21 protein-coding genes are annotated in these 25,713 nt (G+C 41.7%); 1 reads left to right on the top strand and 20 read right to left on the bottom strand.

Annotation, left to right across the window (positions count from 1 at the left end; all coding sequences use genetic code 11):
* Window positions 1–23: 23 nt before the first annotated feature.
* The 19 genes from ABOA58_RS12070 to ABOA58_RS11980 all read right to left on the bottom strand — a co-directional run bounded on the left by ABOA58_RS12070 (window position 24) and on the right by ABOA58_RS11980 (window position 23,004).
* Window positions 24–1,034 carry a MupG family TIM beta-alpha barrel fold protein gene (locus ABOA58_RS12070; RefSeq protein WP_350302475.1) on the bottom strand — a complete coding sequence of 337 codons (1,011 nt, stop codon included), beginning with the start codon at window positions 1,032–1,034 and terminating at the stop codon, window positions 24–26.
* A complete protein-coding gene (locus ABOA58_RS12065; protein ID WP_350302474.1) occupies window positions 1,031–2,401 on the bottom strand; it encodes a PTS transporter subunit EIIC in 1,371 nt (456 codons plus the stop codon). The genes ABOA58_RS12070 and ABOA58_RS12065 overlap by 4 nt, the downstream gene beginning before the upstream one ends.
* A 32-nt stretch (window positions 2,402–2,433) precedes the next feature.
* Window positions 2,434–3,291 carry a MurR/RpiR family transcriptional regulator gene (locus tag ABOA58_RS12060; RefSeq protein ID WP_350302473.1) on the bottom strand — a complete coding sequence of 286 codons (858 nt, stop codon included), beginning with the start codon at window positions 3,289–3,291 and terminating at the stop codon, window positions 2,434–2,436.
* Between the two features lie 11 nt (window positions 3,292–3,302).
* On the bottom strand, window positions 3,303–4,211 hold the full coding sequence (gene murQ / locus ABOA58_RS12055) for an N-acetylmuramic acid 6-phosphate etherase (protein WP_350302857.1): 909 nt from the start codon (window positions 4,209–4,211) through the stop codon (window positions 3,303–3,305).
* A gap of 386 nt (window positions 4,212–4,597) precedes the next feature.
* Window positions 4,598–5,779 carry an ABC transporter substrate-binding protein gene (locus tag ABOA58_RS12050; RefSeq protein ID WP_350302472.1) on the bottom strand — a complete coding sequence of 394 codons (1,182 nt, stop codon included), beginning with the start codon at window positions 5,777–5,779 and terminating at the stop codon, window positions 4,598–4,600.
* A gap of 22 nt (window positions 5,780–5,801) precedes the next feature.
* Window positions 5,802–6,509, bottom strand: a complete 708-nt coding sequence (locus ABOA58_RS12045; protein ID WP_350302471.1) for an ABC transporter ATP-binding protein — start codon at window positions 6,507–6,509, stop codon at window positions 5,802–5,804.
* Window positions 6,502–7,272, bottom strand: a complete 771-nt coding sequence (locus tag ABOA58_RS12040; RefSeq protein ID WP_413017336.1) for an ABC transporter ATP-binding protein — start codon at window positions 7,270–7,272, stop codon at window positions 6,502–6,504. Before ABOA58_RS12040 ends, ABOA58_RS12045 begins: the two co-directional genes overlap by 8 nt.
* On the bottom strand, window positions 7,269–8,264 hold the full coding sequence (locus ABOA58_RS12035) for a branched-chain amino acid ABC transporter permease (protein WP_413017334.1): 996 nt from the start codon (window positions 8,262–8,264) through the stop codon (window positions 7,269–7,271). The genes ABOA58_RS12040 and ABOA58_RS12035 overlap by 4 nt, the downstream gene beginning before the upstream one ends.
* A gap of 1 nt (window position 8,265) precedes the next feature.
* Complete coding sequence (locus ABOA58_RS12030) at window positions 8,266–9,129, bottom strand: branched-chain amino acid ABC transporter permease (RefSeq protein WP_063233567.1); 864 nt, start codon at window positions 9,127–9,129, stop codon at window positions 8,266–8,268.
* Window positions 9,130–10,010: 881 nt separating this feature from the next.
* Window positions 10,011–11,708, bottom strand: coding sequence for a sigma-54 interaction domain-containing protein (locus tag ABOA58_RS12025; RefSeq protein WP_350302470.1), 1,698 nt, complete (start codon window positions 11,706–11,708; stop codon window positions 10,011–10,013).
* A gap of 128 nt (window positions 11,709–11,836) precedes the next feature.
* Window positions 11,837–12,238 carry a MaoC/PaaZ C-terminal domain-containing protein gene (locus ABOA58_RS12020; RefSeq protein ID WP_350302469.1) on the bottom strand — a complete coding sequence of 134 codons (402 nt, stop codon included), beginning with the start codon at window positions 12,236–12,238 and terminating at the stop codon, window positions 11,837–11,839.
* The gene (locus ABOA58_RS12015; protein ID WP_101221909.1) at window positions 12,235–12,687 is read right to left on the bottom strand and encodes a MaoC family dehydratase N-terminal domain-containing protein; all 453 of its coding nucleotides are present in this window, start codon (window positions 12,685–12,687) and stop codon (window positions 12,235–12,237) included. The genes ABOA58_RS12020 and ABOA58_RS12015 overlap by 4 nt, the downstream gene beginning before the upstream one ends.
* 18 nt (window positions 12,688–12,705) lie before the next feature.
* Window positions 12,706–13,470 carry an SDR family oxidoreductase gene (locus tag ABOA58_RS12010; protein WP_350302468.1) on the bottom strand — a complete coding sequence of 255 codons (765 nt, stop codon included), beginning with the start codon at window positions 13,468–13,470 and terminating at the stop codon, window positions 12,706–12,708.
* A 20-nt stretch (window positions 13,471–13,490) separates the two neighbouring features.
* Entirely contained in the window at window positions 13,491–14,666 is a 1,176-nt protein-coding gene (locus ABOA58_RS12005) for an acyl-CoA dehydrogenase family protein (RefSeq protein WP_034312384.1), read from the bottom strand.
* Between the two features lie 26 nt (window positions 14,667–14,692).
* A complete protein-coding gene (locus ABOA58_RS12000) occupies window positions 14,693–15,844 on the bottom strand; it encodes an acyl-CoA dehydrogenase family protein (protein ID WP_063233560.1) in 1,152 nt (383 codons plus the stop codon).
* Window positions 15,845–15,883: 39 nt separating this feature from the next.
* Entirely contained in the window at window positions 15,884–17,485 is a 1,602-nt protein-coding gene (locus tag ABOA58_RS11995; protein WP_350302467.1) for a long-chain-fatty-acid--CoA ligase, read from the bottom strand.
* Window positions 17,486–17,806: 321 nt separating this feature from the next.
* Window positions 17,807–20,251 carry a DNA topoisomerase IV subunit A gene (gene parC / locus ABOA58_RS11990; protein WP_350302466.1) on the bottom strand — a complete coding sequence of 815 codons (2,445 nt, stop codon included), beginning with the start codon at window positions 20,249–20,251 and terminating at the stop codon, window positions 17,807–17,809.
* Window positions 20,241–22,226: a DNA topoisomerase IV subunit B gene (gene parE, locus ABOA58_RS11985; RefSeq protein ID WP_350302465.1), complete on the bottom strand. Its 1,986-nt coding sequence runs from the start codon at window positions 22,224–22,226 to the stop codon at window positions 20,241–20,243. Before parE ends, parC begins: the two co-directional genes overlap by 11 nt.
* Before the next feature lie 367 nt (window positions 22,227–22,593).
* Window positions 22,594–23,004 (bottom strand): CoA-binding protein, encoded by a 411-nt coding sequence (locus ABOA58_RS11980; protein WP_241588751.1) that lies wholly within the window; start codon window positions 23,002–23,004, stop codon window positions 22,594–22,596.
* A 482-nt stretch (window positions 23,005–23,486) separates the two neighbouring features.
* On the opposite strand from ABOA58_RS11980, the gene plsY reads away from it, so the two are divergent.
* Entirely contained in the window at window positions 23,487–24,074 is a 588-nt protein-coding gene (gene plsY / locus ABOA58_RS11975; protein WP_350302464.1) for a glycerol-3-phosphate 1-O-acyltransferase PlsY, read from the top strand.
* Window positions 24,075–24,129: 55 nt separating this feature from the next.
* Here plsY and ABOA58_RS11970 read toward each other — a convergent pair whose 3' ends face one another.
* On the bottom strand, window positions 24,130–25,428 hold the full coding sequence (locus tag ABOA58_RS11970) for a globin-coupled sensor protein (protein WP_350302463.1): 1,299 nt from the start codon (window positions 25,426–25,428) through the stop codon (window positions 24,130–24,132).
* Window positions 25,429–25,713 lie beyond the last annotated feature (285 nt).

Raw genomic sequence — 25,713 nt, 5'->3', positions numbered from 1 at the left:
ATTGATTCATAGAGCCCAATTGGTCACTCAATTATAAGTTTTATCGTTTGACCAGGCATTAGAAGGGACAGCAAGGGAATATCTTCTTCTATGATTCGCCCAATCACATTAACTCGGTGATTTGCCCCTAGGTCTCTCTTGCAAATTTGGACCTCTCCCCGATATCTTCCGTAACCATCATTGTCCATCGTTATGGATCCAAGGCTGCGTGCAACTGTATTACTCGGCTCAACATTTGCTGTGACCCGGGTATTCTGCAGCCGGAAAACATCTTGAGAAACATCTGGCCTCAATTCGTACGGACCGCTTTGCAAGAGTCGGGATTCCGCTCTAACAGTTAGAATATTTTGATTTTTATAAGCGGTCAGATTCTCAAGCAGATTATTCTCCGTTCCTTGATCTCCAACGTAAACTCCTTCCACATGCTGAAACAGCTCGATACCGGCAGCGTAAGGATTCATCAACCTGTGTTTTTCAAGCGTTGGAAGACCTTCATGAATTGGACCGCGTTTACTTCCTGCACCTGGGATGAAAGCAAAGATCGGTATGCCGTATTTCTTGAACATTCGATTTTGTTCATGAAAGAATTCTTCCTCAAGGCCCGTTTCAGGCCTTGGATAAAAGTTGTGCCAAGCTATCAGATTTTCCGGTTCCACACCGCCTCCAAGCACGGCTAAAAGTTCATCTTCATTCAACGTACTTGCATTCAGTGAAAGTGAAAACACCTTGGATAAAGATATGACCGTTTCTTTATCAAATCCATCATCAAGGCGAATACCTTTAATACCTAATGGCCATAAATCCGTAAATTTGCTAATCCCCAAATGATCAAGCGTTTTTATTGAGACATCTGCATGGATTTCCATTCCGTAGGACTCTGAAAGCTTTAAAAGTCTGATCATTCTCTTCACGAGGTCGACCTTTTCTTCAGGAATATGAAGCGAGGTAAATGCTCTCTTCACTCCCAGGTCAGCAGCATGTATGATTTGTGTTTCTGCATGCGGGTCTTGTAGATAAAAAGAGATTCCGATCACTTGAATTCAACCGCCATTTCATCTTTAAATCCAAACAGATACGTAAAAATAAATCCTGCTATATAGGAAATGAACAATCCAGCTAGGAACAGAGCGATTTGGTTTGGATGAACTAAAAAGGTAAGCGGCAGTCCGGACACACCGATCGACGACGTTGCGATTCCGAATTGAGCCTGGAATGCTCCGCCTACTCCTGCACCTAAACATGCCGTTAAGAAAGGCCGGCCCAATGGCAGGGTCACTCCAAATATAAGAGGTTCGCCGATACCAAGCATCCCGGAAGGAAGGCCTCCTCCGATTGCTCTCTTCAAACTTGCTTTCTTCGTTTTCATATAGATGGCAAATGCCGCTCCCACTTGGCCTGCGCCACCCATCGCCAAAATGGGAAGCAGTGGATCATCTCCAATCGAATTTATCAATTCTAGATGGACAGGCGTTAAACCTTGATGTAAACCAGTAATGACGAGAGGGAGGAAGGCAGCACCAAGGACGAATCCAGCTACAACACCGCCGAAATCCAATACATTCAATAACCCAGTCGTAATGGCATCCGATAAAAACCCACCTACCGGCATAAATACAATGTAAGTGACAATCCCAGTAATGAGTAAAGCGATGGTTGGCGTCAAAATGATATCCAGTGATTGAGGAATGAATTTCCTGACCTGTTTTTCCACCAAGGCTATGAAAATAGCTGCAAAGAGGACTCCTATCAAGCCACCGCGGCCAGGGAGCAAATTTTCACCAAACAATGAAATGTCGCCGACGGCGGGGTTGATGACCAAGATACCCGCTACTGCACCAAGTGCAGGTGATCCACCGTATTCTTTTGCTGCATTGGTCCCAACCAAAATCCCCAAGTAGGCAAACAGCCCCGATCCGATAACGGTTAAAATGATGGCTAACTGTGATTCTGCTGCTAGCCAGCCTGCTTGAACGATTGCTTTTGTAATACCGGTAATCAAACCTGATGCCACTAAGGCGGGAATTAAAGGGATGAAAATACTTGCAATCCTGCGTAAAAAAAGTTTAAAAGGTTTTGCATTTTTCCTATCAATCTCTGATTTATTCTTCGAGGCCACTTCCTTTAAGTTCAAATTGCCTGAAGAATCTTCCAAAAGCTTTTCAAATTCTGTATGAACCTTGTTCACCACGCCTGGCCCGAGGACGATTTGTATCGTTTCCTCTTCAATGACGCCAAATACGCCTTCAGTATTTTTTATTTCTTCCATTTTTACTTTCGAACGATCGATTGGCAGTACCCTTAGTCTGGTCATACAATGTGCAGCATCGGCAACATTTGATGCCCCGCCTAATTTCCCCAATAATTCTTCGGCTAAACTGGTGTACTTATCCCCCTTACCCATTCAAAAGCCCCCTTTGTCAAATCTCGTATCAATCATTTATATCGATCTGTCATCGATTTAATGGCAGACCTGGTGTTATCAATATAGTGAACAGTCTCTTCATATTGCTCTGAAGCCATCCCCAAAAACAAAATGTCAATCATATATAATTGTGCCAATCGTGAGGATGTGGCTGCACTTCGAAACGGTGCTTCATTCGAAAAGGATGTATACAGTGTGGCGTCACACAAAGAAGATACCGTTGTTTGGCCATAATGAGTCAGCCCGATCGTCTTGACCCCACGTTCTTTTGCCAGCTTCAATATATTGACAACTTCAGGTGTTTCCCCTGAGAATGAAATGGCAAAAACGATATCATTTTCATCAGCATTTGCAATCAAGGTTGCAACTAAATGCATATCTGTAAAAGCCGTTGCCCCTTTATTGATGCGTAGTAATTTTTGCTGAGCGTCAGCCGCAACTATATTCGAAGCACCGACACCGCAAAAGTGGACGGTTTTAGCTTTCAGCATCAGCGTTATCGCATGTTTGAGATTATCGTGATCGATTATTTCAGATGTGTCCCGGATGGTCTGAATCGAATTACTCGTTGTTTTCTCCACAATCCGATACAGTGATTCGGAAGGCTCGATATCCCGGTAGCCCTGTTCAACGGTCTTCATCAAATCTCCAGCAATCCTTATTTTCAGATCTTGAAATCCTTTTATGCCAAGCGACTTACACAACCTAATAACAGCAGCCCCGCTTGTTTGGGCAGACGTACTTAATTCCTGTACAGTGCTGTTCACAACTTCATGAGGATTCTTGAGAATATATTCTGCTAGTTTTTGTTCAGATTGCGGCAGCTTGCTCAACATCGTCTGTATGATTGATAATCCTCCTGTAGCCATTTCTTCCCTCCTTAATCTTCATGGATCGAGATTGCTTTTCTGACATCTCCATCCGCATTTTCCAGTAACTCCATTGCTTTTTCATAATTTGTTGCCGTTTTTATCATGACAATCGCTGGCTTAACTTGATTATTTGCCTTTTCAAGCGTATTCAATGCTTGATCATAGTCAGCATTCGTTACAGTTTCTATGATGCTTATTGCACGTTCCTTCAGTTTTTGATTACTGACATTTACATCAACCATCAGATTTTCATAGACTTTTCCCAGCCGGATCATGGTTGCCGTTGAAATCATATTAAGTACCATTTTATGTGCGGTTGCCGCTTTCATTCTCGTGGATCCTGTTAACACTTCCGGTCCGACAACCACTTCAATCCCTATATCAGCTGCTTCTGTGATGCTCGCGTTTTTATTGCATGATAAAGCGACCGCTTTAGCCCCGACTTTTCTTGCATAACGTAAAGCGCCCTTCACATACGGGGTACGGCCGCTTGCCGCAATGCCAATAACCGTATCATTAGCTGTAAGGCCCACGTCAATCAGATCACATTCCCCAAACTCTTCTTTATCCTCTGCTCCTTCAACAGCCCGAACGAACGCCTTTTCCCCTCCTGCGATTATTCCCAGTACCCTATCAGGCGGTGTTCTGAAAGTCGGGGGACATTCCACCGCATCCAGCACACCGAGTCTTCCGCTCGTTCCTGCTCCGATGTATATGAGTCTCCCTCCTTTTTTTAACGATTCGCAAGCCCATTCAACCACCGTTTCAATTTCTGGCAATACCTCTTCAACCGCTGCTGCCACTTTATAATCTTCTTTATTGATTGCAGAAATGATTTCCATCGTATTTACACTGTCGATATTCATTGTCTTTTCGTTCCGTAATTCGGTCGTTAATGTACGCAAGTGTTCTTCCATAGACAATTAAATCCTCCCATAAACAATTACTTAAATATAATTTCATTTTTTAATAGAAAATAATGAAATTATATTTCATATTATATTCAATGATAGCGTTTTCATTACTCGGATACAAGATATTTTTATAAAATTTGTTAATTACCATTTTTCTTTCCTCAAAACCCACATGCCGGCGGACTCCTTATTAAATAAATTTGCATCGATAGTCCTTTCTGAGTGCCGTAATTTACCTATAGGAGCCACCTATTTTTGGTATAAATTCTTTCAACAATAAAAAAACGTGTACCGTCCCCAAACTTGGGAACGATACACGCACAAGTAATATAATAAAATGCCAAACTAACATACTACCCCGGCCCTGGATACCTCATTCCTTTACCCAGTTAACGGATAGGGACTACTTTCCCGTTTTCTACTGCACCGACGACAATAGTTGATGCAAATCCTCCATTTTCATCAATTGAGGGAATATCGTATATTTTTTGATCTGGCCCTATATTTGAAAGTCCATCTTGCATATGCTTACGGATGGCCTTGGCATCATCAACGCTGCCTGCAGATTTCATCGCTTCCACAAACGCATACATGGCGATATAGTTCAAACCAACTTCGGAGCTTGGATCTTCCTTATAATTCTTTTGATATTTCTCAACGAAAGCAGGTATTGCTTCTTCATCTGAGTCCATCAGTGGCAGAACGCCAATCGAGCCTTCCAATGTTTCATATGAACCTGCAATCGGCTTCATTTGATCTAGCTTTGCTTGATCCATGATGATGAAACCGCCCTTAAACCCTAGCTCCCGAGCTTGCTTCGCTACTTTTGCCGTTGGTTCCGAAGCACCACCGATAAATAGCACATCAGGATCTTTTTTCAAGGCATTGGTGACAATCGTAAAGAAATCGGTTTCTTTGGCGAAATCAATCGATGAATTATAAACGACTTTTCCGCCTTGCTTTTCCCAATGTGGGAGCACGGCTTCCGTCCAGTCTTTACCGTATTGCGAAGATGTTGGCAAAGCGGCAATTTTCTTGCCGAAATGTTCCATTGCATATGTTGTAAAAGGTTCAATATACCCCTCGTAATTCGGTGGAATTCGAACGGTTAATGAATTTCCGCTATCGGTAACTGCCGGTTCACTCGTATATGCCCCAATGATGAATTCCTCTTGTTCATTAAAAACCTGAAGTGCCAGCACACCCCCACTATGAGGCGTAAAAATGATCGGCGTATCATATTCCTGAATTAACCGTTTAGCATTCGACCCTGTTTCATTGGGAAGGTATTTATCATCCAACGAAACTAAATTCAATGTGTATTTCTTATCATTTACTTCAAACCCACCAGCATCGTTAATTTCATTGACAGCCATTTCCACACCATTCAATGTCCGTTTCCCATATAACGCTGCTGCCCCGCTTAAAGGACCGCTAAAACCGATGTTAACGACATTTTCACTTTTGCCTTTACTGCCACTGCTTGACACAGGGCTATCCCCTTTATTGCACCCAGTCAACACAGTGATCATTAGCAGGAGAAAAATAAATAATACTTTCAGTTTTTTCATAAAAATCCCCCATTCAATTTTTTCAGGCCCCAATATACGCTTTCCTTACTTCATCATTGGCTAATAACTCACTTGCTGTCCCTTGAACGACAATTTCCCCATTTTCAAAAACATATCCTTTATCTGCAATGCCGAGAGCAGCATTCGCGTTTTGTTCAGCAAGCAGGACCGTGATTCCTTCGCGGTTTATTTCTTCAATGACCCGAAACATTTGTTCGACAATAAGTGGAGCGAGTCCCACCGAAGGCTCATCAAGCATCAACAATTTCGGTTTCGACATCAAGGCTCTTCCAATTGCGAGCATTTGCTGTTGGCCGCCGCTCAGGCTTCCCGCTTCATCATGATGCTTTTCTTTTAAAATCGGGAATAAATGATAGACGTATTCCAAGGAATCCTTGATCTCCGCTTTCTTTTTTCGATGCACATAAGCACCCATCCTCAGATTTTCCTGGACGTTCATCTGTGGAAACAGTTTACGTCCTTCGGCACACTGGACGATCCCCTCCCTAACATTCTTATCAGGGGCACGGCCCCCTATCGGCATGCCCAGAAAATGAATTTCCCCCTTGGACAGCTTACTGATTCCGCTTATGGAACGAAAAGTCGTGCTTTTACCTGCCCCATTAGCTCCCAACAATACAACGATCTCTCCCTTGGCAACTTCGATATTCACATGTTTTATCGCAGTGAAACTTCCATAATTCACGGCGACATCGGTTAACTTAAGCACTGGCACTCCCTCCCAAATAGGCTTTAATCACCGCTTCATTTCCGCGGATTTCCTTAGGTGTGCCCTCGGCAATTTTTTCTCCGTAATTAAGGACCATGATGTGGTCTGCCAAGTTCATGATCATATGCATTTTGTGCTCGATTAAACAAACGGTCAGTCCCGATCGATTCAATTTTTTAATCAGTTCTGTCAAGCCTTCCGTTTCATCCGGATTGATTCCCGCAGCAGGTTCATCAAGAAAGATAATTTCCGGTTCAGTCGCAAGGGCAAGGGCAATGGCTGTCCGTTTCTTTTCCTCCTGCGAGATGCTGGAGACCATTCTGTCAGCCGATTCCGTCAATCCGACAATATCAAGAACCTCCATTGCCTTATCCCTGCAAGCCGCTTCCTCCCTTTTTAAACGTTTTGTTCTTAGAATGGCATCCACCAGATTGGATTTGGTTCGCAGCCTATGACCGACAATGACATTATCCAACACAGTCGTTTGATCAAAAAGGCTTGTCGTTTGAAAGGTTCTTGAAATTCCGAGCCCCGCTATTTCATTGGCAGGAAGTTTGGTGATATCAATCCCCTTAAAAAGGACCGTCCCGGAAGTTGGTCGATGAAAGCCACTGATCAAGTTGAAAAAAGTTGATTTTCCTGCTCCATTTGGTCCGATTATTGCATTGATTCTACCTTTTTCAATCGTAAAATCCACATTATTGACGGCCGCCAATCCTCCAAACCGCTTTGTCAAATTCTTTGTTTCGATTAGCAATTTCATCCCTCCTCAGCTTTTATGTGCATTTCGCTTCTCACCCTGGACAGTTCATTATCTTTTCGCTTTCTTTGCCAATCAAAGAAGGCCCCTGCGATTCCGCGCGGATAAAAGATAATGATCACCGTAAGCAATGGCCCGAATATCAACATTCGATATTCTTGAAGGAATTGCAGATTCTGCGAAAGGATTACTAACAATAATGTTCCTACCAACGGACCTGAAAGTGTCCCTATTCCACCAACCAATAAATACATCAATAGATCGAACATTATGGCAGTTGATCCGATATCAGGTCCAATGAAACGAATGAATGAAGCATACAAAGCACCTGCCAAACCTGCAAAGAATGTGGATAGGACAAATGCGGTTAACTTATTCTTCATTGTGGATATACCAATCGTTTGTGCAAGGTCCTCGCTGTTCCTGATTGCCATATACGTCCTGCCGGTCAACGAGCGTATAATTCGATACACGATTAAAATCACTGCAAGCAGGAAAATGAGGACTAGATAATATTGGGATGCTGCAGTATCGAATGTGATCGGCCCTATATTCCCAGGAGCAGGGATACCGATCAATCCCCTAACCCCCTCTGTAAGTCCCTCCCATTTATCGATGACCAGATATATGATGTAACCTACACATAGGGTATAAATCGCGAAAAAATGTTCCTTTGTCCTCAGCGCGATCAAACCGATTAAAAACCCAATTGCACATGTGATTAAACATGCACATACAAGCGCCAGCCAAAAGTTCATTTCCGCTTTTACCGTCAGGAGGCCAAGCGAATATGCTCCAATCGCAAAAAATCCAGCATGTGCAAGCGAGAGATATCCAGTATATCCTGATAATAAATTGATTCCATAAACAGCTATCGCCCAGATGAACGAAAGTGTCAGCATATGGAGATAATAATCGTTTTGAGCGATAAAGGGGAATGAAAAAGCAAAGATGATAAGAGCGATAATCCCATTTCTTTTCGTTAATATCTTCACGCTACCTCTCCCCCTTGGCAAAAAGACCTGTTGGTTTCACGGTTAATATTACGACTAAAAGAATGAATGCAATGATGTCTTTATAATCATTTGAAATATAAGTTGCGCCCAGGCTCTCACTGAAACCCAGGATATATCCGCCTACGATCGCCCCCGGGATGCTCCCCATCCCGCCCAATATGATAATGACGAATGCTTTTAGGATGACTAAATGCCCCATGCCGGGAAAAACAAGGTTAATCGGTGATGCAAGAGATGAAGCTATGGCTGCTAATCCACCCGATATCATGAAGGTAAGCATCGCAACTTTATTAATGTTGATTCCCACTAATGAAGCACCTTCACGGCTTTGGGACATCGCTATTATCGTCGAGCCGGTATAAGTCTTCTTTAGGAAAAGGTAAAGTAAAACCATAACTGCGATAGCTGATACGATGATCAATAATCGCTGAAGTGTGAACGTTAGGCCCATGATATTGACCACTTGACCATATGGAGAAGTCATTGTATGGAAGTCGGCACCCCAGACAAATTGGGCAAAGGCTTCAAGAAAAAGGAGAATTCCGATTGCGGCTATCTTATCGTGCAATGGAGGTGCCTCCCTTAACAGGCGAAACACGAAACGTTCCAAAAGGACTCCCAACAAACCAACAACGATAATGGATACGAACATGGCAATCCAGTAATTGACCCCATATAAGGTCATCATTGATAACGTGATATATCCACCCAACATATATAGGGCACCGTGGGCAAAGTTCGGGATATGCAAAATTCCATATACTAGCGTCAATCCCAGGGCAACAAGACTATATACGCTGCCAATCGTCAAACCATTAAAAAGCTGCTGGATCAAAATTTCCATTTACTTCCTCCTTGAAAATTATTGAATTTCACTTTGCTGATCATTCCCTGGCCCACCATCCTGTCCATATTTTGAAAGCACACCTAAACGATGAATAACACTTTCAATTTTTTCCTCACAGGCTCAACCTCCCGGGGTGGAACAGTAAGTTTAATATCCCTATATTCTCCGCCTACAGATACAGCTTAGGTGTAGCGAATATAACACTCGGTTGGTTGTTAGCGCTTTCATTTATAATGACCACTTATTACAGTACATGCACCTTGCGATTTTTGTCCTCATTCTTTCTGCCTAATGAATCTAGGCGGTACAATTGTGCAGACAAGCATATGCTGTTTGTAGGGATAGCCAATGTTTCCATCTTCTCTTTAATAACGGTTTACCCATGGTAATCGTCTGGTTCGTTCACCCCTTCCACACCACTAAAGGACCATTACGTAGATTAATTTCCTGTATGTAGATTATTTCCTGTATATAAATGCAAGTGCCGTGCCAAGATTAACTCACCGACAATAAGGCTATTCACCAGTCAGTGAATTCATTATTGAATCGTAAAAATCAAAAGTAACGATTCCATACGGGATGTCCGTCATTCACTATTGACTGAAAAAATCATTTCTGAATCAACCTAAGAATTAAATAAAGAAATAAAATGAAAGGGATCCAAAAATAACCTTCACAACAACAATCATTTCATGCAATAGCAGGTAATAATGCACAAAAAAACAACTTTTAAACCAATAATTTACTAAAAACACATAAAAATTAGGTAATAAAGCTATTCCTCAAAAACTCTTAAATATAATTAGGAACTTTAGTCAAAAAAACAGCACCTCCACTGTTGGATGGTGTCCAACAATGGAGGTGCTGTTCAAACTCACCTATTCTTTTCCGCTGACCTTTAATCGATATTTTTTAAGTTTCCTCACAATTGTTGCCTGACTGGAATCAAGGGCCTCTGCGATTTCATATGTAGTTTGGTAGGTTTGAGCCGCTTTCGTCAAGATTTCCTTTTCGGCTCTTTCCACCGCTTCTTTTAAAGTTAGGGCAGCATTGAGGTTCGGCTGATTTCGATTTTCCGGCTGATATTCTTCCGGAAGGTCGTTAATCGATAATATTTGATTATCCGTCAGCACGACGAGCCTTTCCACTATATTAATCAATTCACGGACATTTCCTGGCCAATCATGTTGATAAAAATATTCCTTCAACCGCGAATCTATTTCTTTTGAGAATTTATATTGTTCGTTTGCTTTTGTTAAAAATAAGTCAGTCAATGCCAAGATATCCTCTCTTCTTTCCCGTAGAGGAGGAATCGTAATCGGAATGACATTCAGTCTATAAAAGAGGTCTTCACGAAACTCACCCGATTTGACCATTTCCGATAGATTTCGGTTCGTGGCTGCTATTATGCGAACATCGATCTTCTTTGGCTTTGTACCACCGATTCTTTGAATCTCCCTTTCCTGAAGGGCCCGAAGCAGCTTCACTTGAAGTTGCAGGGGAAGCTCACCGACTTCATCCAGAAATAAGATCCCACTCTCTGCCAGCTCAAACATCCCTGGTTTGCCTTTTTGGTTGGCTCCGGTAAATGCCCCTCCTTCATATCCAAAGAGCTCGGATTCCAATAAATCAGCGGGAATTGCCCCACAATTTATTTTGATGAAATCTCCTTTTTTAGATCGGATGCTCCGATTATAAATATTGCGGGCAAGGACATCCTTTCCAACACCCGTTTCTCCCAGAATGAGTACTGTCGCATCAATATCCGATATTCTTTCAGCAATTTCATAAATCATTTTCATTTTATCACTGACAAAAACTACTCCATCCTTGCTTGTTATCTTCCGCAGTTTTTCAATTTCCTGCTTATATTGATTATTCAGTTCATTAACTTTCGTCAATTCATGCATCAGTTCATTTAAATCGGATAAATCCCTTATATTCGTAACGACTTGCTCTATTTCCCCTTCTGCATTAAAAACGGGACTTCCTGTAATCAATGTTTCCTTTCCAGCAAAATTATCCTGTACGACTGATACCGTTCGTCTCAGCTTCACTACCTTATGCGTCACTGAAGCATTCAGTATGCCGCGTTTAATTAATTGGTCCACCGATTTGCCGATATAATACTCTTTTGGTATGCCAGTGATCCGTTCGATTGCCGAATTCGTATAAAGCGTGATTCCATCTTGATCGGTGATGTATATTCCATCATAGGAATTTTCGATAATGGCATCCAGTGCGCGATTCAATTTATCCGTTTCATGCGCATCAATCAATAAATCGTCCAAAAATTCTGTTTCACTGCCTATATAAAGAATATTGTCAGCATCCATTTGTTTCATTAATAAAAATATATACCGCTTATCATGCAGCCTTGCAGCTGCAAGCCTTTTATTATCGAGAAATTGCCACTCATCGAATTGTTCGGTTAGTGTATTATTACCATCCTGACTTAACGATTGATTAAAGTAGTTGCCCCAATCCTTTATCCGATTTGCAGAATCCACGACTAGTGCAGGAAAGGTCGACTCTTTGAGCAAATTAATCTGAGAATCCTGTTTCACTTGATTCATTACTATTCACCGCCGCAAAAAGAATTCTTTTTAAGTACAATTCTGGATAATTTTCGAAACTCCTTTAAAATTGTCGAATTTCGCTCCAAAAAAAGTAGTGATGAAATAATTTTCATCACTACTTTCCCTCAGTAAGTCTTAAAAATAACCTCTCCACTGATCGCTTCCTTACCTGACTGGTTAGTGGCCGCAACGTTGAAAAAATATCTATCCCCATTTTTTTCTTTTAGATCCGCTTGAAGAGTTATGACATCATCCAAGAAAACCATACCTTTGAAACGAATCTTGTATTCTTCGATAAAACCAATTTCATAAAGATTACTGAAAAGCTTTGCGAGGTTTCCCATCGTCCACATTCCATGCGCGATGATACCGGGAAGACCAGCATTTTTTGCTTCCTCATCAATCGTATGAATGGGATTGAAATCACCTGATGCGCCGGCATATTTAATGAGGTCCAGTCGCGTTACAGGTGCAAGCTCGATTGAATGTAACGAGTCACCAATATGAAGTTCGGTTAATGTCGTCACTTACTCATCACCATCCTTCTGATCGTTTCATTTATAATGACAAGCTGTTCAGCTGTGAAGACAATTTCCCCATTTGCATCCGTCCCATAATTTTTAAAGGCTAGAAATCCCATTTCCCCTTGTTTTCCTTTTTTCTCGTAATAGTCTTTCACTTCCGTATAACAGGTGATTTCTTCCCCTACCTTCAGCGGCCTGTTATAGCGATATATCTGCTCACCGTGAATCAACCCTTTATTCGGGAGATTTAAGCTTTCAATCGTCCCGAAATCAAAGACCCTTGGGAAAGTTGGTGGAGCGATATTCGTACCGTACCTTGATTGCCTGCCTATTTCTTCATCAATGAAAATCGGGTGGGGATCACCAATCGATAATGCGAATTTTTTAACGGCTCCCCGTTCAACTATATTTTTAACGGGGTTGGATCGTTTTCCAATACTTTCGTTGAACATAACATCCCGCCTTTTCCCTTAATTTTTTGGACCGCCCGCAACATATAAAACCTGCCCGCTAATGAATGAGGATGCTTCATCGGCAAAGAATGCAACAGCATGAGCAATATCACTTGGCAAACCGCTTCTGGCAACAGGAATACTGTTTGCCCTATCCTGGATGAATTGCTCAAAACTCACTCCCACCCGCCTAGCTGTTTCTTTCGTCATTTCGGTTTCGATAAAACCTGGTGCTACCGAATTAGCCGTTATCCCGTATTTGCCAAGTTCGATCGCCAATGTTTTTGTTAAACCCTGAAGCCCGGCTTTAGCAGCTGAATAATTAGCCTGACCGCGGTTCCCGAGCGCCGAAGTGGATGATATATTGATGATTCTTCCGTATTTATTTGCAACCATATGCTTCTGGGCGGCACGTACTGCATAAAAAGTACCTTTTAAATGCACATCCATTACCGTCTGCCAATCTGAATCGGTCATTTTAAAAAGTAGATTATCCCGGATGACCCCAGCATTATTCACAAGAATATCAAGCGATCCGAATGTGTCGGCTATTTCCTTTATGGATGCTTCCACCTCTTCGGAATTGACCACATTGGCCACTTTGGTAAAAATGGTATACCCCTTATCCCTTAATTCATTTCCTGTTGATGTCAAAACCTCTTCATTGATATCGATAATCGCCACGTTTGCACCTTCACTGGCAAATAGTTCGACGATCGCCCGGCCAATCCCCCTGCTTCCACCTGTAACTAAAGCCGTTTTCCCTGAAAATCTCCCTGCCATAATCGTTTCCTCCTAATCTATTATAAGAATTGTCCTAATTTAACATGCCCCTTAATCAAATTTCGGGAAATAATCATACGCTGTATTTCATCCGTACCATCATAAATCCTCCAAAGCCTGGCCTCTCGGTACCAACGTTCGATGGGAAGCTCCTTCGTATAGCCCATGCCACCGTGAATCTGCAATACGCGATCAACGACCCGATTCCCCATATTGGCTCCATAGAGTTTAGCCATTGAAGCTAAATGGCGGTTGTCTTCTCCATTATCAAGTGTAAAAGCCGCATTCAATACAAGCCATCTTGCAGCTTCGATCTCTACAGCCGAATCAGCTATCTGCCATTGGATGGCCTGGCGCTCCGCGATCGGTTTACCGAATGTGACTCGTTCTTTAGCGTATTCTATAGCCATTTGCAGCAATCTTTCGGCAGAACCGACAGCACGTGCGCCCACGATCCATCTTGCAAACCCAATCCATTCCAAGCCTAGTTTATAACCGCCATGCACTTCCCCTAAGATGTTTTCTTCGGGTACCCGAACATTATCAAAAACTAATCCGGCCGGTCCCCATTCTCCCATCGTATTGATATACTCTGATCTCCAGCCCATATCACGGTCTACAATGAAACAGGTTACCCCTTCCGTCCCGGTTGCTTGATGACGTTCTTTGTCTGTTACAGCAATGACCATGACAAAATCGGCATCATTTCCTCCGGTAATGAAAGTTTTTTCACCGTTAAGCACCCATTCGTTCCCTTCTTTTACTGCCGTCATTTTAATATTTCGCGTATCGGACCCAGCTCCCGGCTCCGTCATGGCAAAACAGGACTTTTTCTCACCATTAATCGTAGGGATCAGATATTTCTGCTTCTGTTCTTCATTTGCATAATAAAGTATGTTATCAGCCGAACCTCCAAAGCTGAATGGTACAAACGTTTTTGACACTTCCATCAAGACAATTGCCATCATAAGCTGCCCTAGGTCTGCCCCGCCATATTCCTCCGGGGTATTGATGCCCCAAAACCCAGCTTTTTTTGCTTTTTCCTGTAAATCTTTCAATGTCCCCTCTGGCAAACTAGGTTTACCTGCCATTTCATTGCGAAGTACTTCATTTTCCAAGGGTATCAATTCATTTTCCACGAACTTGCGTATTGTTTTTTGTACCATTTTTTGTTCATCTGATAGACGTAAATCCATTTTAACCCCTCCGCTTTCCAATTAGACTAGTTTTGATATTTTCTCTTCAATTGTCCGGTAATGATATTTTTTTGGATTTCTGACGTGCCTTCATATATTCTAGTGATTCGGGCATCCCGATAGAAACGTTCAACTGGATAATCCTTCATGTATCCCATACCGCCATGAATTTGGACGGCCTTATCAGCGACACGGTTATATACTTCCGAACCATACAACTTTAGCATTGCCGCTTCTTTAATGATTTTTTCTTTCTGATCGACCATCCATGCAACCCGGTATGTGAATGAGCGAAGTGCTTCTATTTCCATTGCCATCTCGGCAATCATATGGGATACTGCTTGATGATCAATGATCGGGACATTGAATTGTTCACGTTCTGTGGCATATTTAGTAGATAGATCGAGCAAGTACTGACAGGACCCTAAATTACGGGCAGCAAGGCCTGCCCGGCCATTTGCAAGGATCTTCAATGCATTTACATACCCTTGTCCAACGTCCCCCAGTACGTTTTCGGCAGGAACCTCGCAATCTTCAAAAACCAATTCGGCCGAATGTGAGCCTCGAAGACCCATCTTCCTTTCCAGGCTACCAACTCTAAAACCCGGAAAATCCTTTTCTACTATGAATGAGGTGATTCCTTTTGCCCCTTTATCTTTGTCCGTTACGGCCATAACTGTAAAAATATCTGCTACATCAGCATTCGTTATATAATGCTTAGTCCCATTTAGAATATATTTATCGCCATTTTTAACTGCCGTCATTTTGAGATTCGTAGCATGTGACCCCGCTGCAGGCTCAGTTAAAGCAAAAGCGCCAATTCTATTACCGCTTGCCATATCTGGTAGATACTTTTCCTTTTGCATTTCATTGCCCATTTCGACAATCCCTACCGTACCTATGCCGGTATGGGCCCCAATCAGAGTGGTATATCCATTATGTGTTTTGCCGATTTCCTCATATAAAGCGCATTTTCCCACCATCCCGATTCCGAGCCCGCCATACCTTTCCGGGATACTAAGCCCGAATAGCCCGATTTCCTTCGATAAATTTATAATGGATTCCGGGATATGGTCTTCATCCTCTATCTGCATGGAAAATGGATCGATTTGCTCTTCGATAAACTGGCGTATATTTTCTTTTAATAACAGGATGTCTTCATCTAAGCGAAAGTCCATTTGCATTCCCCTCTATCTGCGAATTGGTTGTTAACGCTTTCATATTTTATCCGAATAAGCAATATGTTTTTCCTGAAGTTTGCGTTTTAAGATTTTACCTACTGCCGTCTTCGGAAGTTCACTTTCAAATGTGATTGCTTTTGGGACTTTAAAGGCAGCGAGCTGCTTTCGGCAATACTCCTTCAATTCGTTTTCAGTTATTCTTTCAGTTGGTTTTAGAACTACCGCTGCGTGTACCGTTTCACCGCGATATTGATCGGGAACGCCAAAGACGGCAGCTTCCAGAACCTTAGGATGGCTGTATAATATATCTTCAATTTCAATTGGATATATATTGAATCCGCCTGCTATGATCATTTCTTTCTTCCGTCCAACAATGTAAAAGAAGCCATCTTCATCCATCTTGGCAATATCACCGGTATGCAGCCATCCGTTTTGAATCGTCTGCCGCGTCTCTTCAGGCATGCCCCAATAACCTTTCATTACCTGTGGACCCTTTATGACCAATTCACCTGGAGTATCAACCAAGAGGGCAGGCTCTCCTGAAATACTGTCAATTATGGCGGCATCCGTATTTTGTATCGGAATCCCGATACTTCCGGGTTTTTGCAGGCCGCTAACTGGATTCCGGTGCGTGACCGGTGATGCCTCGGACAGGCCATAGCCTTCTGCAATCTTTGTCCCGCTCAATTCATTAAACCTTGACAATACATTCAATGGCAATGGTGACGAACCCGAAACGCAAGATTTCAATGTATGCAAATCAAATGGATGGGACTGGTAATATTGTAATAAAGCAATGTACATCGTCGGTACCCCTGGAAAAATAGTCGGTTTAAGATCATTGATAATATCGACAATCTCCGTCACCTCAAACCTGGATACAAGAATTAATTCCCCGCCATTATAAAATGTCAGGTTCATCCCTGAAGTCATGCCGTAAACATGAAATAATGGGGAAACGCCTAGTACCCTTTCTTTACCCTTTTGAGTATTGATTCTTGAAGTTGCTGCACTTTGCAGCGTATTGGCTACGATATTACGATGTGTTAGCATCGCCCCTTTAGAACGCCCTGTCGTTCCTCCTGTATATTGGAGAACGGCGACATCTCTAGCAGGATCAATCTCCACACTGAAATCCGCTTCTGTTACAGATAGCAGTTTTTTTGTCATTTCACATTTGCCCTTTTCCAGCGACACGCTCAACACCTTTTCAACATCGGTTTCAGCTATAACGGCTTCAACTATTGGCACTAAATCATCTAGCACAATGATGTGCCTTGCACCTGAGTCTTTCAGGACATGTATTAATTCGTTCGCCTTATACATTGGATTGATTTGGACAACAATGGCTCCATTCAAAAGAGTTCCAAAAAAACCAATTGGATATTGTGGACAATTAGGAAGCATAACAGCCACACGATCTCCCTTTCCAATCCCTTCAGCAGCAAGCAAGCGGGCACATCTTTTCACTAACGTCCCCAACTCTGAATATGTATAACTCTGCTCCATGAACGTAACCGCTGTTTTATCCGAATATTGTTCGACGGATTGATAAAATAGTTCTGTCAAAGATATTTCAGGAATATCAATCTCGCTTGGATTTCCTTGCGGGATATGTTTTTTCCAAGGTCTATCCATTGGCCCTCCCCTTTCTTCATTCAAAAAATAAAGAAGTCATACTAAACAATATGCAAGGAGTGTGCCAAAAATAAATCGTTATGTTACGCTGATTCAATCAATGGTAAAATTCAAAATTGAATTATTTGCTGCACCCTTAATAATATTAGGTTCATAATGCTAGGATTTAAAATTGACTCAATAAGTCATTTTTGAATTTAGAGATGCTTCCGTAAAGGACTCAACTTGTAGTGCGGGGCAAGTGGTTTTTTTCTTGAAGGATATTTTTTGAAAATAAAACGGGATGCTGATCAAGATCAGCATCCCGTTTTAAAAAATGATTCACTGCTCTATGGCGGAGTCATCTTCCAATGATATTTTCCATAATTCTTTCGCTTTTCCACTGACCGTTTCATCAAAAACAAATGATCCATTCGTATATCGATCATGGTTTTTTAATGAAGCGGCATGAATCGTTTCAATGGTCCCCTTTTCAGAAAGAATGAATAGACTGTCCGTTTTGTTAATGATATCAAATCCAATGACCCTATGAGGATTCGATTTCAATTCCCTCAAGACCACGACACCGCGTTTTGCCCGGCTCGTTTTTTCAAACTCGGTTAGTTTCATTTTCTTTATGGCACCGCGCTGTGTAACGATAAAGATCGATTCTTTACTATCCTTGGCCAAAACCTTTCCGCCAATGACATAGTCATCTTCTTTCAAATTAATCCCTTTGACTCCTGCTGCCCGAACACCGACAATACTTACTTCTTCTTCATCAAACCATAAACCATAGCCGTTATGGGTGACCAGGAAAAGGTCAGCCTGTCCATTGGTATGATGGACATCGACAAGTTCATCGTCACCTTTTAAATTGACACCAACCAGCGGTTTTGAATGACGCTGGGCTTTATAGGAAGCTAATTCTGTCTTTTTCACCATACCATTTTTCGTGATGAACACTAAGAATTCCGGCACGGCAAACTCTTTGATTGGAATCGCTTTTATGATTTGTTCTTCCCTGTCGATTGGAATGATGTTCGCGATATGCTGACCGGTTTCCTTCCAGCGAATATCAGGAAGCTGATGAACTGGACAATAGAGGTAGTTCCCTTTGGATGTGAATAGCAACAGGACATCCGTTGTATTCATCTCCAACCTCTGGAGCAGGCGATCGGAATCCTTCATGCCAAAATCAAGACCGCCTGATGCTGCATAAGATCGTAACGAAGTCCGTTTGACATAGCCTTCTTTCGTCACGGTCACCATCACGTCCTCACTCGCAATCAAGACTTCAAGATTGATTTTGATTTCTTCAATTTCTTTTTCGATTTTGGAACGCCGTCCGTCATCAAAGCCCTTTTTAATGAATCGAAGTTCTTTTTTAATTACTTGAAGAAGAACTTTTTCACTGCCAAGAATCTTTGTCAATTCCTCAATTTTGTTTTTCAATTCCGCTGCCTCTGCTTCAAGTGCTGTAATATCCGTATTTGTCAGCCTGTATAGCTGCAAGGAGACAATGGCTTCAGCTTGCGCTTCTGTAAAATCGAATTTAGCAATGAGGTTATCTTTGGCATTCCGTTTGTCTTTAGATGCACGGATGACAGCGATGACCTCATCTAATATAGACAAAGCCTTCACTAAACCATCGACGATATGTGCCCGGTCATGTGCCTTTTGCAATTCATAACGTGAACGGTTCACGATTACCTCTTTACGGTGTTCGATATATGCATCGAGCATTTTTGGCAGGCTCATCAATGTTGGCCGTTTTTTATAAATCGCGACCATATTGAAATTGTATGCAATTTGGAGATCGGAATTTTTGTATAAATAATGCAGGACTCCATTTGCATCTGCTTCTTTTTTCAGTTCGATGACAATGCGCAGTCCTGTACGGTCGGTTTCATCTCTTACTTCGGCGATACCTTCCACTTTCCGGTCTAGACGGAACTCATCCATTTTCTTAACAAGGTTGGCTTTATTGACTTCATATGGGATTTCAGTGATGACGATTTGCTGTTTGCCGCCCCGAATCGTTTCCACTTCCGCCAACCCGCGAATGATTATTTTCCCTTTACCTGTTTCATAGGCCTTACGAATGCCTTCAATGCCTTGAATGATACCGCCAGTAGGAAAATCCGGCCCTTTAATGACCGTCATTAAGTCAGCGACAGTCGCTTCCGGCTTATCGATTCGCATAATGGCCGCATCAATGACTTCACCTAATTGATGTGGCGGGATTTCAGTGGCATAGCCTGCTGAAATTCCTGTAGAGCCATTTACAAGCAGGTTAGGGAACATTGCAGGCAATACAATGGGCTCTTCCGAAGTATCATCAAAGTTCGGTACAAAATCGACCGTCCTTTTTTCAATATCCCGCAGCATCTCGGAGGCAATCGATGAAAGCCTTGCTTCCGTATATCGCATCGCAGCAGGCGGATCTCCATCAATACTACCGTTGTTTCCGTGCATTTGGACCATGACCTTCCGCAGCTTCCAGTCTTGGCTCATCCGAACCATTGCCTCATAAACGGATGAATCTCCGTGAGGGTGATAGTTACCAATTACATTACCGACCGTTTTTGCGGATTTCCTAAATCCTTTTTCCTGAGTATTTCCTTCGACATGCATCGCATACAATATCCTGCGCTGCACCGGTTTTAAACCGTCCCTTGCATCTGGAAGTGCCCGATCTTGAATAATATATTTACTATAACGCCCGAAGCGGTCACCAATTACCTCTTCAAGCGGCAAATCCCGAAACGTTTCTTCAAATACCATCGTTATTGACCTCCTCTTCAATCGACATATTTTCATTATCTAAAATATTCGATTCCTCTTCGAGACCAAAAGCGACATTGGCTTCAATCCACTTACGACGCGGTTCAACCTTATCTCCCATCAAAGTTGTCACACGTCTTTCCGCACGTGCCCCATCATCGATCTTCACACGTATCAATGTCCTTGTTTCCGGATTCATGGTGGTATCCCATAATTGATCGGCATTCATCTCACCCAGCCCTTTATAGCGCTGAATCATATAGCCTTTCCCCACCTTGTCTATCGCTCCCTGAAGCTCCTCGTCGCTCCAAGCATATTCAATGACTTCTTTCTTCCCGGTCCCTTTACTCACTTTATATAAAGGGGGCAAGGCAATGTAAACCTTTCCTGCCTCTATTAACGGCTTCATATAGCGATAAAAGAATGTCAGCAGCAGCACTTGGATATGGGCTCCATCCGTATCGGCATCAGTCATGATGATCACTTTATCATAGTTAGTGTCCGGCGTATTGAATTCCGCCCCGACACCTCCGCCGATGGCATGGATGATCGTATTTATTTCCTCGTTTTTAAAGATATCCGCCAGTTTTGCCTTTTCCGTATTGATAACTTTACCCCGCAATGGAAGAACTGCTTGGAAACGGCGATCTCGTCCTTGTTTAGCGGATCCCCCAGCAGAGTCCCCTTCTACAAGATACAGTTCATTCCGTTCGGGATTTTTCGATTGAGCTGGTGTTAATTTCCCAGAAAGGATGGCATCGGATTTTTTCCGTTTCTTCCCGCTTCTTGCGTCTTCACGAGCCTTGCGTGCCGCTTCCCTTGCTTGGAACGCTTTAATCGCTTTTTTAACCAATAGGGTACTCGTGGTCGGATCTTCTTCAAAAAAGTAGGCTAAGTGCTCTGATACGATGGAATCGACTGCAGAACGGGCTTCACTTGTTCCAAGCTTGCTCTTGGTTTGTCCTTCGAATTGAAGAAGTTCTTCAGGGATACGTACTGAAATGATTGAAGACAAGCCTTCACGTATATCGGTACCTTCGAGGTTTTTATCTTTTTCCTTCAATAGCCCCATCTTTCTGGCATAATCATTAAATGCCCGTGTCATGGCCGTTTTTGCGCCAATCTCATGGGTGCCTCCATCTTTTGTACGAACATTATTGACAAAGCTTAAAATATTCTCTGAATAGCCATCGTTGAATTGAAAGGCGAGTTCGACTTCTATCCCATTTTGTTCCCCTTCTAAGCTGACTACACTATGAAGGGTCTCTTTTTCTTCATTTAAATAATCGACAAACGCTTCAATTCCATTTTCATAGTGAAAAACTTCATTATGGTCGTTACGCTCATCCGTCAATTCTATCTTCATGCCTTTTAAAAGAAAGGCTGATTCGCGAAGACGCTCACATAAGATCTCATAATTAAAAGTAGTCACCGAAAATATTTTTGGATCGGGCTTGAAGTGGATCTTGGTACCGGCTTGATTGGTTTTACCGATTTTCTCCAGTGTGGTTTCTGGCTTTCCGCCATTGAAAAACCGTTGTTCGTAAATGAACCCGTCCCTTTTGATCGTCACGACAAGCCATTCAGACAACGCGTTAACGACCGAAGCACCGACTCCATGAAGGCCTCCACTCGTTTTATATCCGCCTTGTCCAAATTTACCTCCAGCATGAAGAATCGTCAAAATGACTTCAGGCGTCGGTTTACCTAATTTATGCATGCCAATAGGCATTCCGCGCCCTTTATCAGACACACTTACACTGTTATCTTTATGTATTTTCACACTAATTTGGTCTCCATATCCAGCTAAAGCCTCATCTACGGAGTTATCTACAATCTCGTACACTAAATGATGAAGTCCGCGTGCATCAGTACTGCCGATATACATACCGGGACGTTTTCTGACCGCTTCGAGTCCTTCCAGTACCTGAATTGCATCATCATTGTACTCGATTGTTTTTACTTTCTTTGCCACAGAAATTCCCCTTTCCTTACTAAACACAATTTCCGGGCCAAATCATACTGCAATGAAATGACTCACTAGCTTAATAAATCCATTCATACGTTAATATCATATAAAAAGTATAATACTTTTACGAATAAAGAACAAGTGTTCTATTTTTTTCGTCCCTTTTATTAGCGTTAGCACCTTGATTGGAACATGAAAACGTATCATAGCTACCATTCTAATTGTAGCGGTAAATTTTCATTTGGCAAATATACTTTTATTATTTTAATCAAATTAAGCTTTAATGGCTTAAATTTTCCCTGCATTTTAGTTTATCTCCGGGTTGAGATACAGCGATACCTTAAAAAAAGAGCGGAAGTTCCGCTCTTCATTTTTACTTAGTAAGGGCGTGTTCGACTTTTATGCATCGATTCATGATGACAGTATATCCTTTTTCTTTCAAAAAATTATACGCTTCTTCATTTTCCACCCCTAGCTGCGCCCAAAAGATATCTGCATCGATTTCAGCAAATTCCTTGGCTATCTCAGGAAGGAACTCTGAACGGCGGAAAACATTGACGATATCGACGTGCCCTTCAATATCTTTCAGGGCTTTAACTGCCTTCACACCCAGCACTTCAGATACAGCAGGGTTTACCGGGATGATTTCATAACCGCTATCCTGCATAGCCTTCGATACCATATATGAAGTGCGCTCAGGGTTATCAGATAAACCAACGACAGCGATGCGCTTCGAATTTTTCAACATCTTTCCCATTTCTTCTCTGCTTGGATTTTCTATCATTCTTTTCAATCCCCTTTATAATAAAATGTAATATTTGAATAAAGAGTATTCCTTAACAAGTGTATTTTACGGATTACCATTATTAAGAAAAACCATTATACAAGAAATAATAGGTTTCGAAAAGGCATGACTCACTTAACTGCCTTTATGTTCATACAGACTACCACGTATTGTAACAATTTATACAAGGAGGCATCCTTCATTTTATATTTACGAAAATAAGGAAGGCTAAACCTTTTACCCTTCATGAACTTAACGTATATCAAAAGATGTAAGTTCATCAAGGAAAATTCATTTTTTTAGTGGATTTTTTTTTGGACAGCCGTACCATTTTGTCACGAAAATGTTACAATAAGAGAAGCTTAACAGGCATTTTAAGGCTGTTTTTGGCTATTTCTACACGTTTATTTTTGAAAAAGGGAACAATCGTCCCTTGAACGTGATAAAAAAAGAAGATTTTTCTTAAAAGAAAGGGTAATAGAATGCTTACATTTATCACTATACTGGCTGCCTACCTGATCGGCTCGATTCCTTCCGGTTTAATAATCGGTAAAACTTTCTACAAAATCGACATCCGTGAGCATGGCAGTAAGAATCTAGGCGGGACAAATACCTTCAGGACACTTGGTGTCAAGGCAGGGCTAACCGTTACTATCATGGATATACTTAAGGGTACCCTAGCAACTTTTCTGCCGTATATACTAGGCGTGGACATGCATTTATTGTTAGCTGGAGTTATTGCGGTAATCGGTCATATGTTTCCCATTTTTGCAAACTTTCGGGGCGGAAAAGCGGTGGCAACTTCTGCTGGTGTCATTCTTGCTTATGAACCATGGTTTTTTGTCTTTGCCGTCATCATCTTCTTTATATCCTTATACATATCCAAATATGTCTCGCTTTCATCCATGATTGCTTGTCTACTTGCTCTCATCTACAGTTTAGTTTTTCATATTGAAGATTTGGCGCTCATTATTGTAATCAGTTTAATAACGATCTTCATTTTTTACCGGCATCGCGCAAATATCAAGCGGATTATCGATAAAACTGAACCGAAGGTAAAGTGGTTGTAAAACACACCATATCCAAGTGAAAAATAGGCCCGTATGCATGGGCCTATTTTCCATTCTACAATTCATTTGCCGTGTTATTCAGGATACCGGCATGCCTCGAAACCATTTCAGTGGCGTTTCCGATTTCCTGGATGATTGACACTAATCCCTGAATTGTCATTTCCATTTCTGCAGAATCCGTTATATTCCCTTTGATGACTCCGATTATTTCATTGAAGGAATTTTCTGTTAACTCCGATTCCTTCTCGCCTGCTTGAACGACTTCCTTGACCCTTAGGACTGAATCAACAACATCTTTCATATATTCATTTGATGTTTGTACGATTGCATCTATTTCAGTTATCGATTTTTTAGTCTGTTCAGCAAGTTTCCTGACCTCATTCGAAACGACCGCAAATCCACTACCATGTTCACCTGCCCGTGCTGCCTCGATGGCTGAGTTCAATGAAAGTAAATTTGTCTGGTCGGCCATTCCCTGTACAAGCTTAACAAACTCGGTAATGCTTACGAAGGATTGGTTTAATAAAACGATCTTTTCATCAACATTTTTCATGAAAATAACAAGGTTTTGTATCTTTTCCGTTAAGATTTGCATGCGATTCTGTCCCTCTTCAGCCATTGTTTTTGAACGAAGTGATTGTTCAGCGCGCGTTGCAATCTGCAATTTGATATATTGCCCGTTTTCTATCAATTGCTTAACGGAAGCATCTGTTTCTTCACTTAAATTCAAGACTTCTTCACTAACTAACGAGATTTTCCTTCTCACTTCCTCTTTTATTTCTTTATATTGATTTTCCCTAGCATTTAAATTTTCCACTTCATATGCCTCAAGGACTAACTGCTGTTCCAGATTGAGTATTTTTCCTATCGCTGATATTAATGCCCGCTGTTCTTCTTCATTCTTGGTTTGATCAAAGACAATTCTTTGCAAGTGATTTTGAACATTTTGAAAACCGGATGAATACCACAGGGGCTGTAGGCCAATACGATAATGAGTCTTAGCCACCTTATTCCGTAATTCAACAAACTCATCGTCAATCACACCATTGAATAAAGATAACATATGAGTAATTAACGTTTTCCTCAATTTTCCCACTGTGCTGTGCGACGTAATAATCCCTTTCAATTCAGGAACCTGCAGAATCGTTTGATAAAAGGCATCAACAACTCCCTCTACCTGGGGCTCGATTGCCTCTCTAAAGGCATGGATCAGCTTTAAATCGAATTCAGTTAAATCGATGATAGTCACCTGCAGTTTCACCTGTTCACTGCTTACATCCAATATGCCATCTGTTTCTTTTGCTTTTTGAAACCAGATTGCTTTTTCCGGCTTCGCTTTCATGAAGATCCCCATATCCCACTCCCCCTGATTTTGTATTTCACGATAAAGCGGATCCAAGATATTCCACCAACACTATATAGGCCTTTGTATCCAATTCAAATAAAAATAATTAGATTCAGATCAAATAAATAATTCATTTAGACTACACATATTTTTATTTTGGCCTCAATCTAAGTCTTTTGTCAAGGTAAAAGGACCTAAAATTCTTTTACCTTAACTGCCCATCAAATGAATAGTATGGTGGATAAATGGTCAAGTAAGGATTGAATAATTGAAGAACAGAGGCTACACTGGAAC

The sequence above is a fragment of the Peribacillus frigoritolerans genome (genome assembly GCF_040250305.1).
Taxonomy (GTDB): domain Bacteria; phylum Bacillota; class Bacilli; order Bacillales; family DSM-1321; genus Peribacillus.
Note: the sequence above shows the minus strand (reverse complement) of the source record. Positions and strands in the feature narration are given on the sequence as shown.

Coding starts and splice junctions, on each gene's coding strand:
- ABOA58_RS12065 (WP_350302474.1), bottom strand. CDS start 2,401: ATGGGTAAGGGGGATAAGTACACCAGTTTAGCCGAAGAATTATTGGGG.
- ABOA58_RS12060 (WP_350302473.1), bottom strand. CDS start 3,291: ATGGCTACAGGAGGATTATCAATCATACAGACGATGTTGAGCAAGCTG.
- murQ (WP_350302857.1), bottom strand. CDS start 4,211: ATGGAAGAACACTTGCGTACATTAACGACCGAATTACGGAACGAAAAG.
- ABOA58_RS12050 (WP_350302472.1), bottom strand. CDS start 5,779: ATGAAAAAACTGAAAGTATTATTTATTTTTCTCCTGCTAATGATCACT.
- ABOA58_RS12040 (WP_413017336.1), bottom strand. CDS start 7,272: ATGAAATTGCTAATCGAAACAAAGAATTTGACAAAGCGGTTTGGAGGA.
- ABOA58_RS12030 (WP_063233567.1), bottom strand. CDS start 9,129: ATGGAAATTTTGATCCAGCAGCTTTTTAATGGTTTGACGATTGGCAGC.
- ABOA58_RS12025 (WP_350302470.1), bottom strand. CDS start 11,708: ATGAATCAAGTGAAACAGGATTCTCAGATTAATTTGCTCAAAGAGTCG.
- ABOA58_RS12015 (WP_101221909.1), bottom strand. CDS start 12,687: ATGTTCAACGAAAGTATTGGAAAACGATCCAACCCCGTTAAAAATATA.
- ABOA58_RS12010 (WP_350302468.1), bottom strand. CDS start 13,470: ATGGCAGGGAGATTTTCAGGGAAAACGGCTTTAGTTACAGGTGGAAGC.
- ABOA58_RS12005 (WP_034312384.1), bottom strand. CDS start 14,666: ATGGATTTACGTCTATCAGATGAACAAAAAATGGTACAAAAAACAATA.
- ABOA58_RS12000 (WP_063233560.1), bottom strand. CDS start 15,844: ATGGACTTTCGCTTAGATGAAGACATCCTGTTATTAAAAGAAAATATA.
- ABOA58_RS11995 (WP_350302467.1), bottom strand. CDS start 17,485: ATGGATAGACCTTGGAAAAAACATATCCCGCAAGGAAATCCAAGCGAG.
- parC (WP_350302466.1), bottom strand. CDS start 20,251: ATGGTATTTGAAGAAACGTTTCGGGATTTGCCGCTTGAAGAGGTAATT.
- ABOA58_RS11980 (WP_241588751.1), bottom strand. CDS start 23,004: ATGATAGAAAATCCAAGCAGAGAAGAAATGGGAAAGATGTTGAAAAAT.
- plsY (WP_350302464.1), top strand. CDS start 23,487: ATGCTTACATTTATCACTATACTGGCTGCCTACCTGATCGGCTCGATT.
- ABOA58_RS11970 (WP_350302463.1), bottom strand. CDS start 25,428: ATGGGGATCTTCATGAAAGCGAAGCCGGAAAAAGCAATCTGGTTTCAA.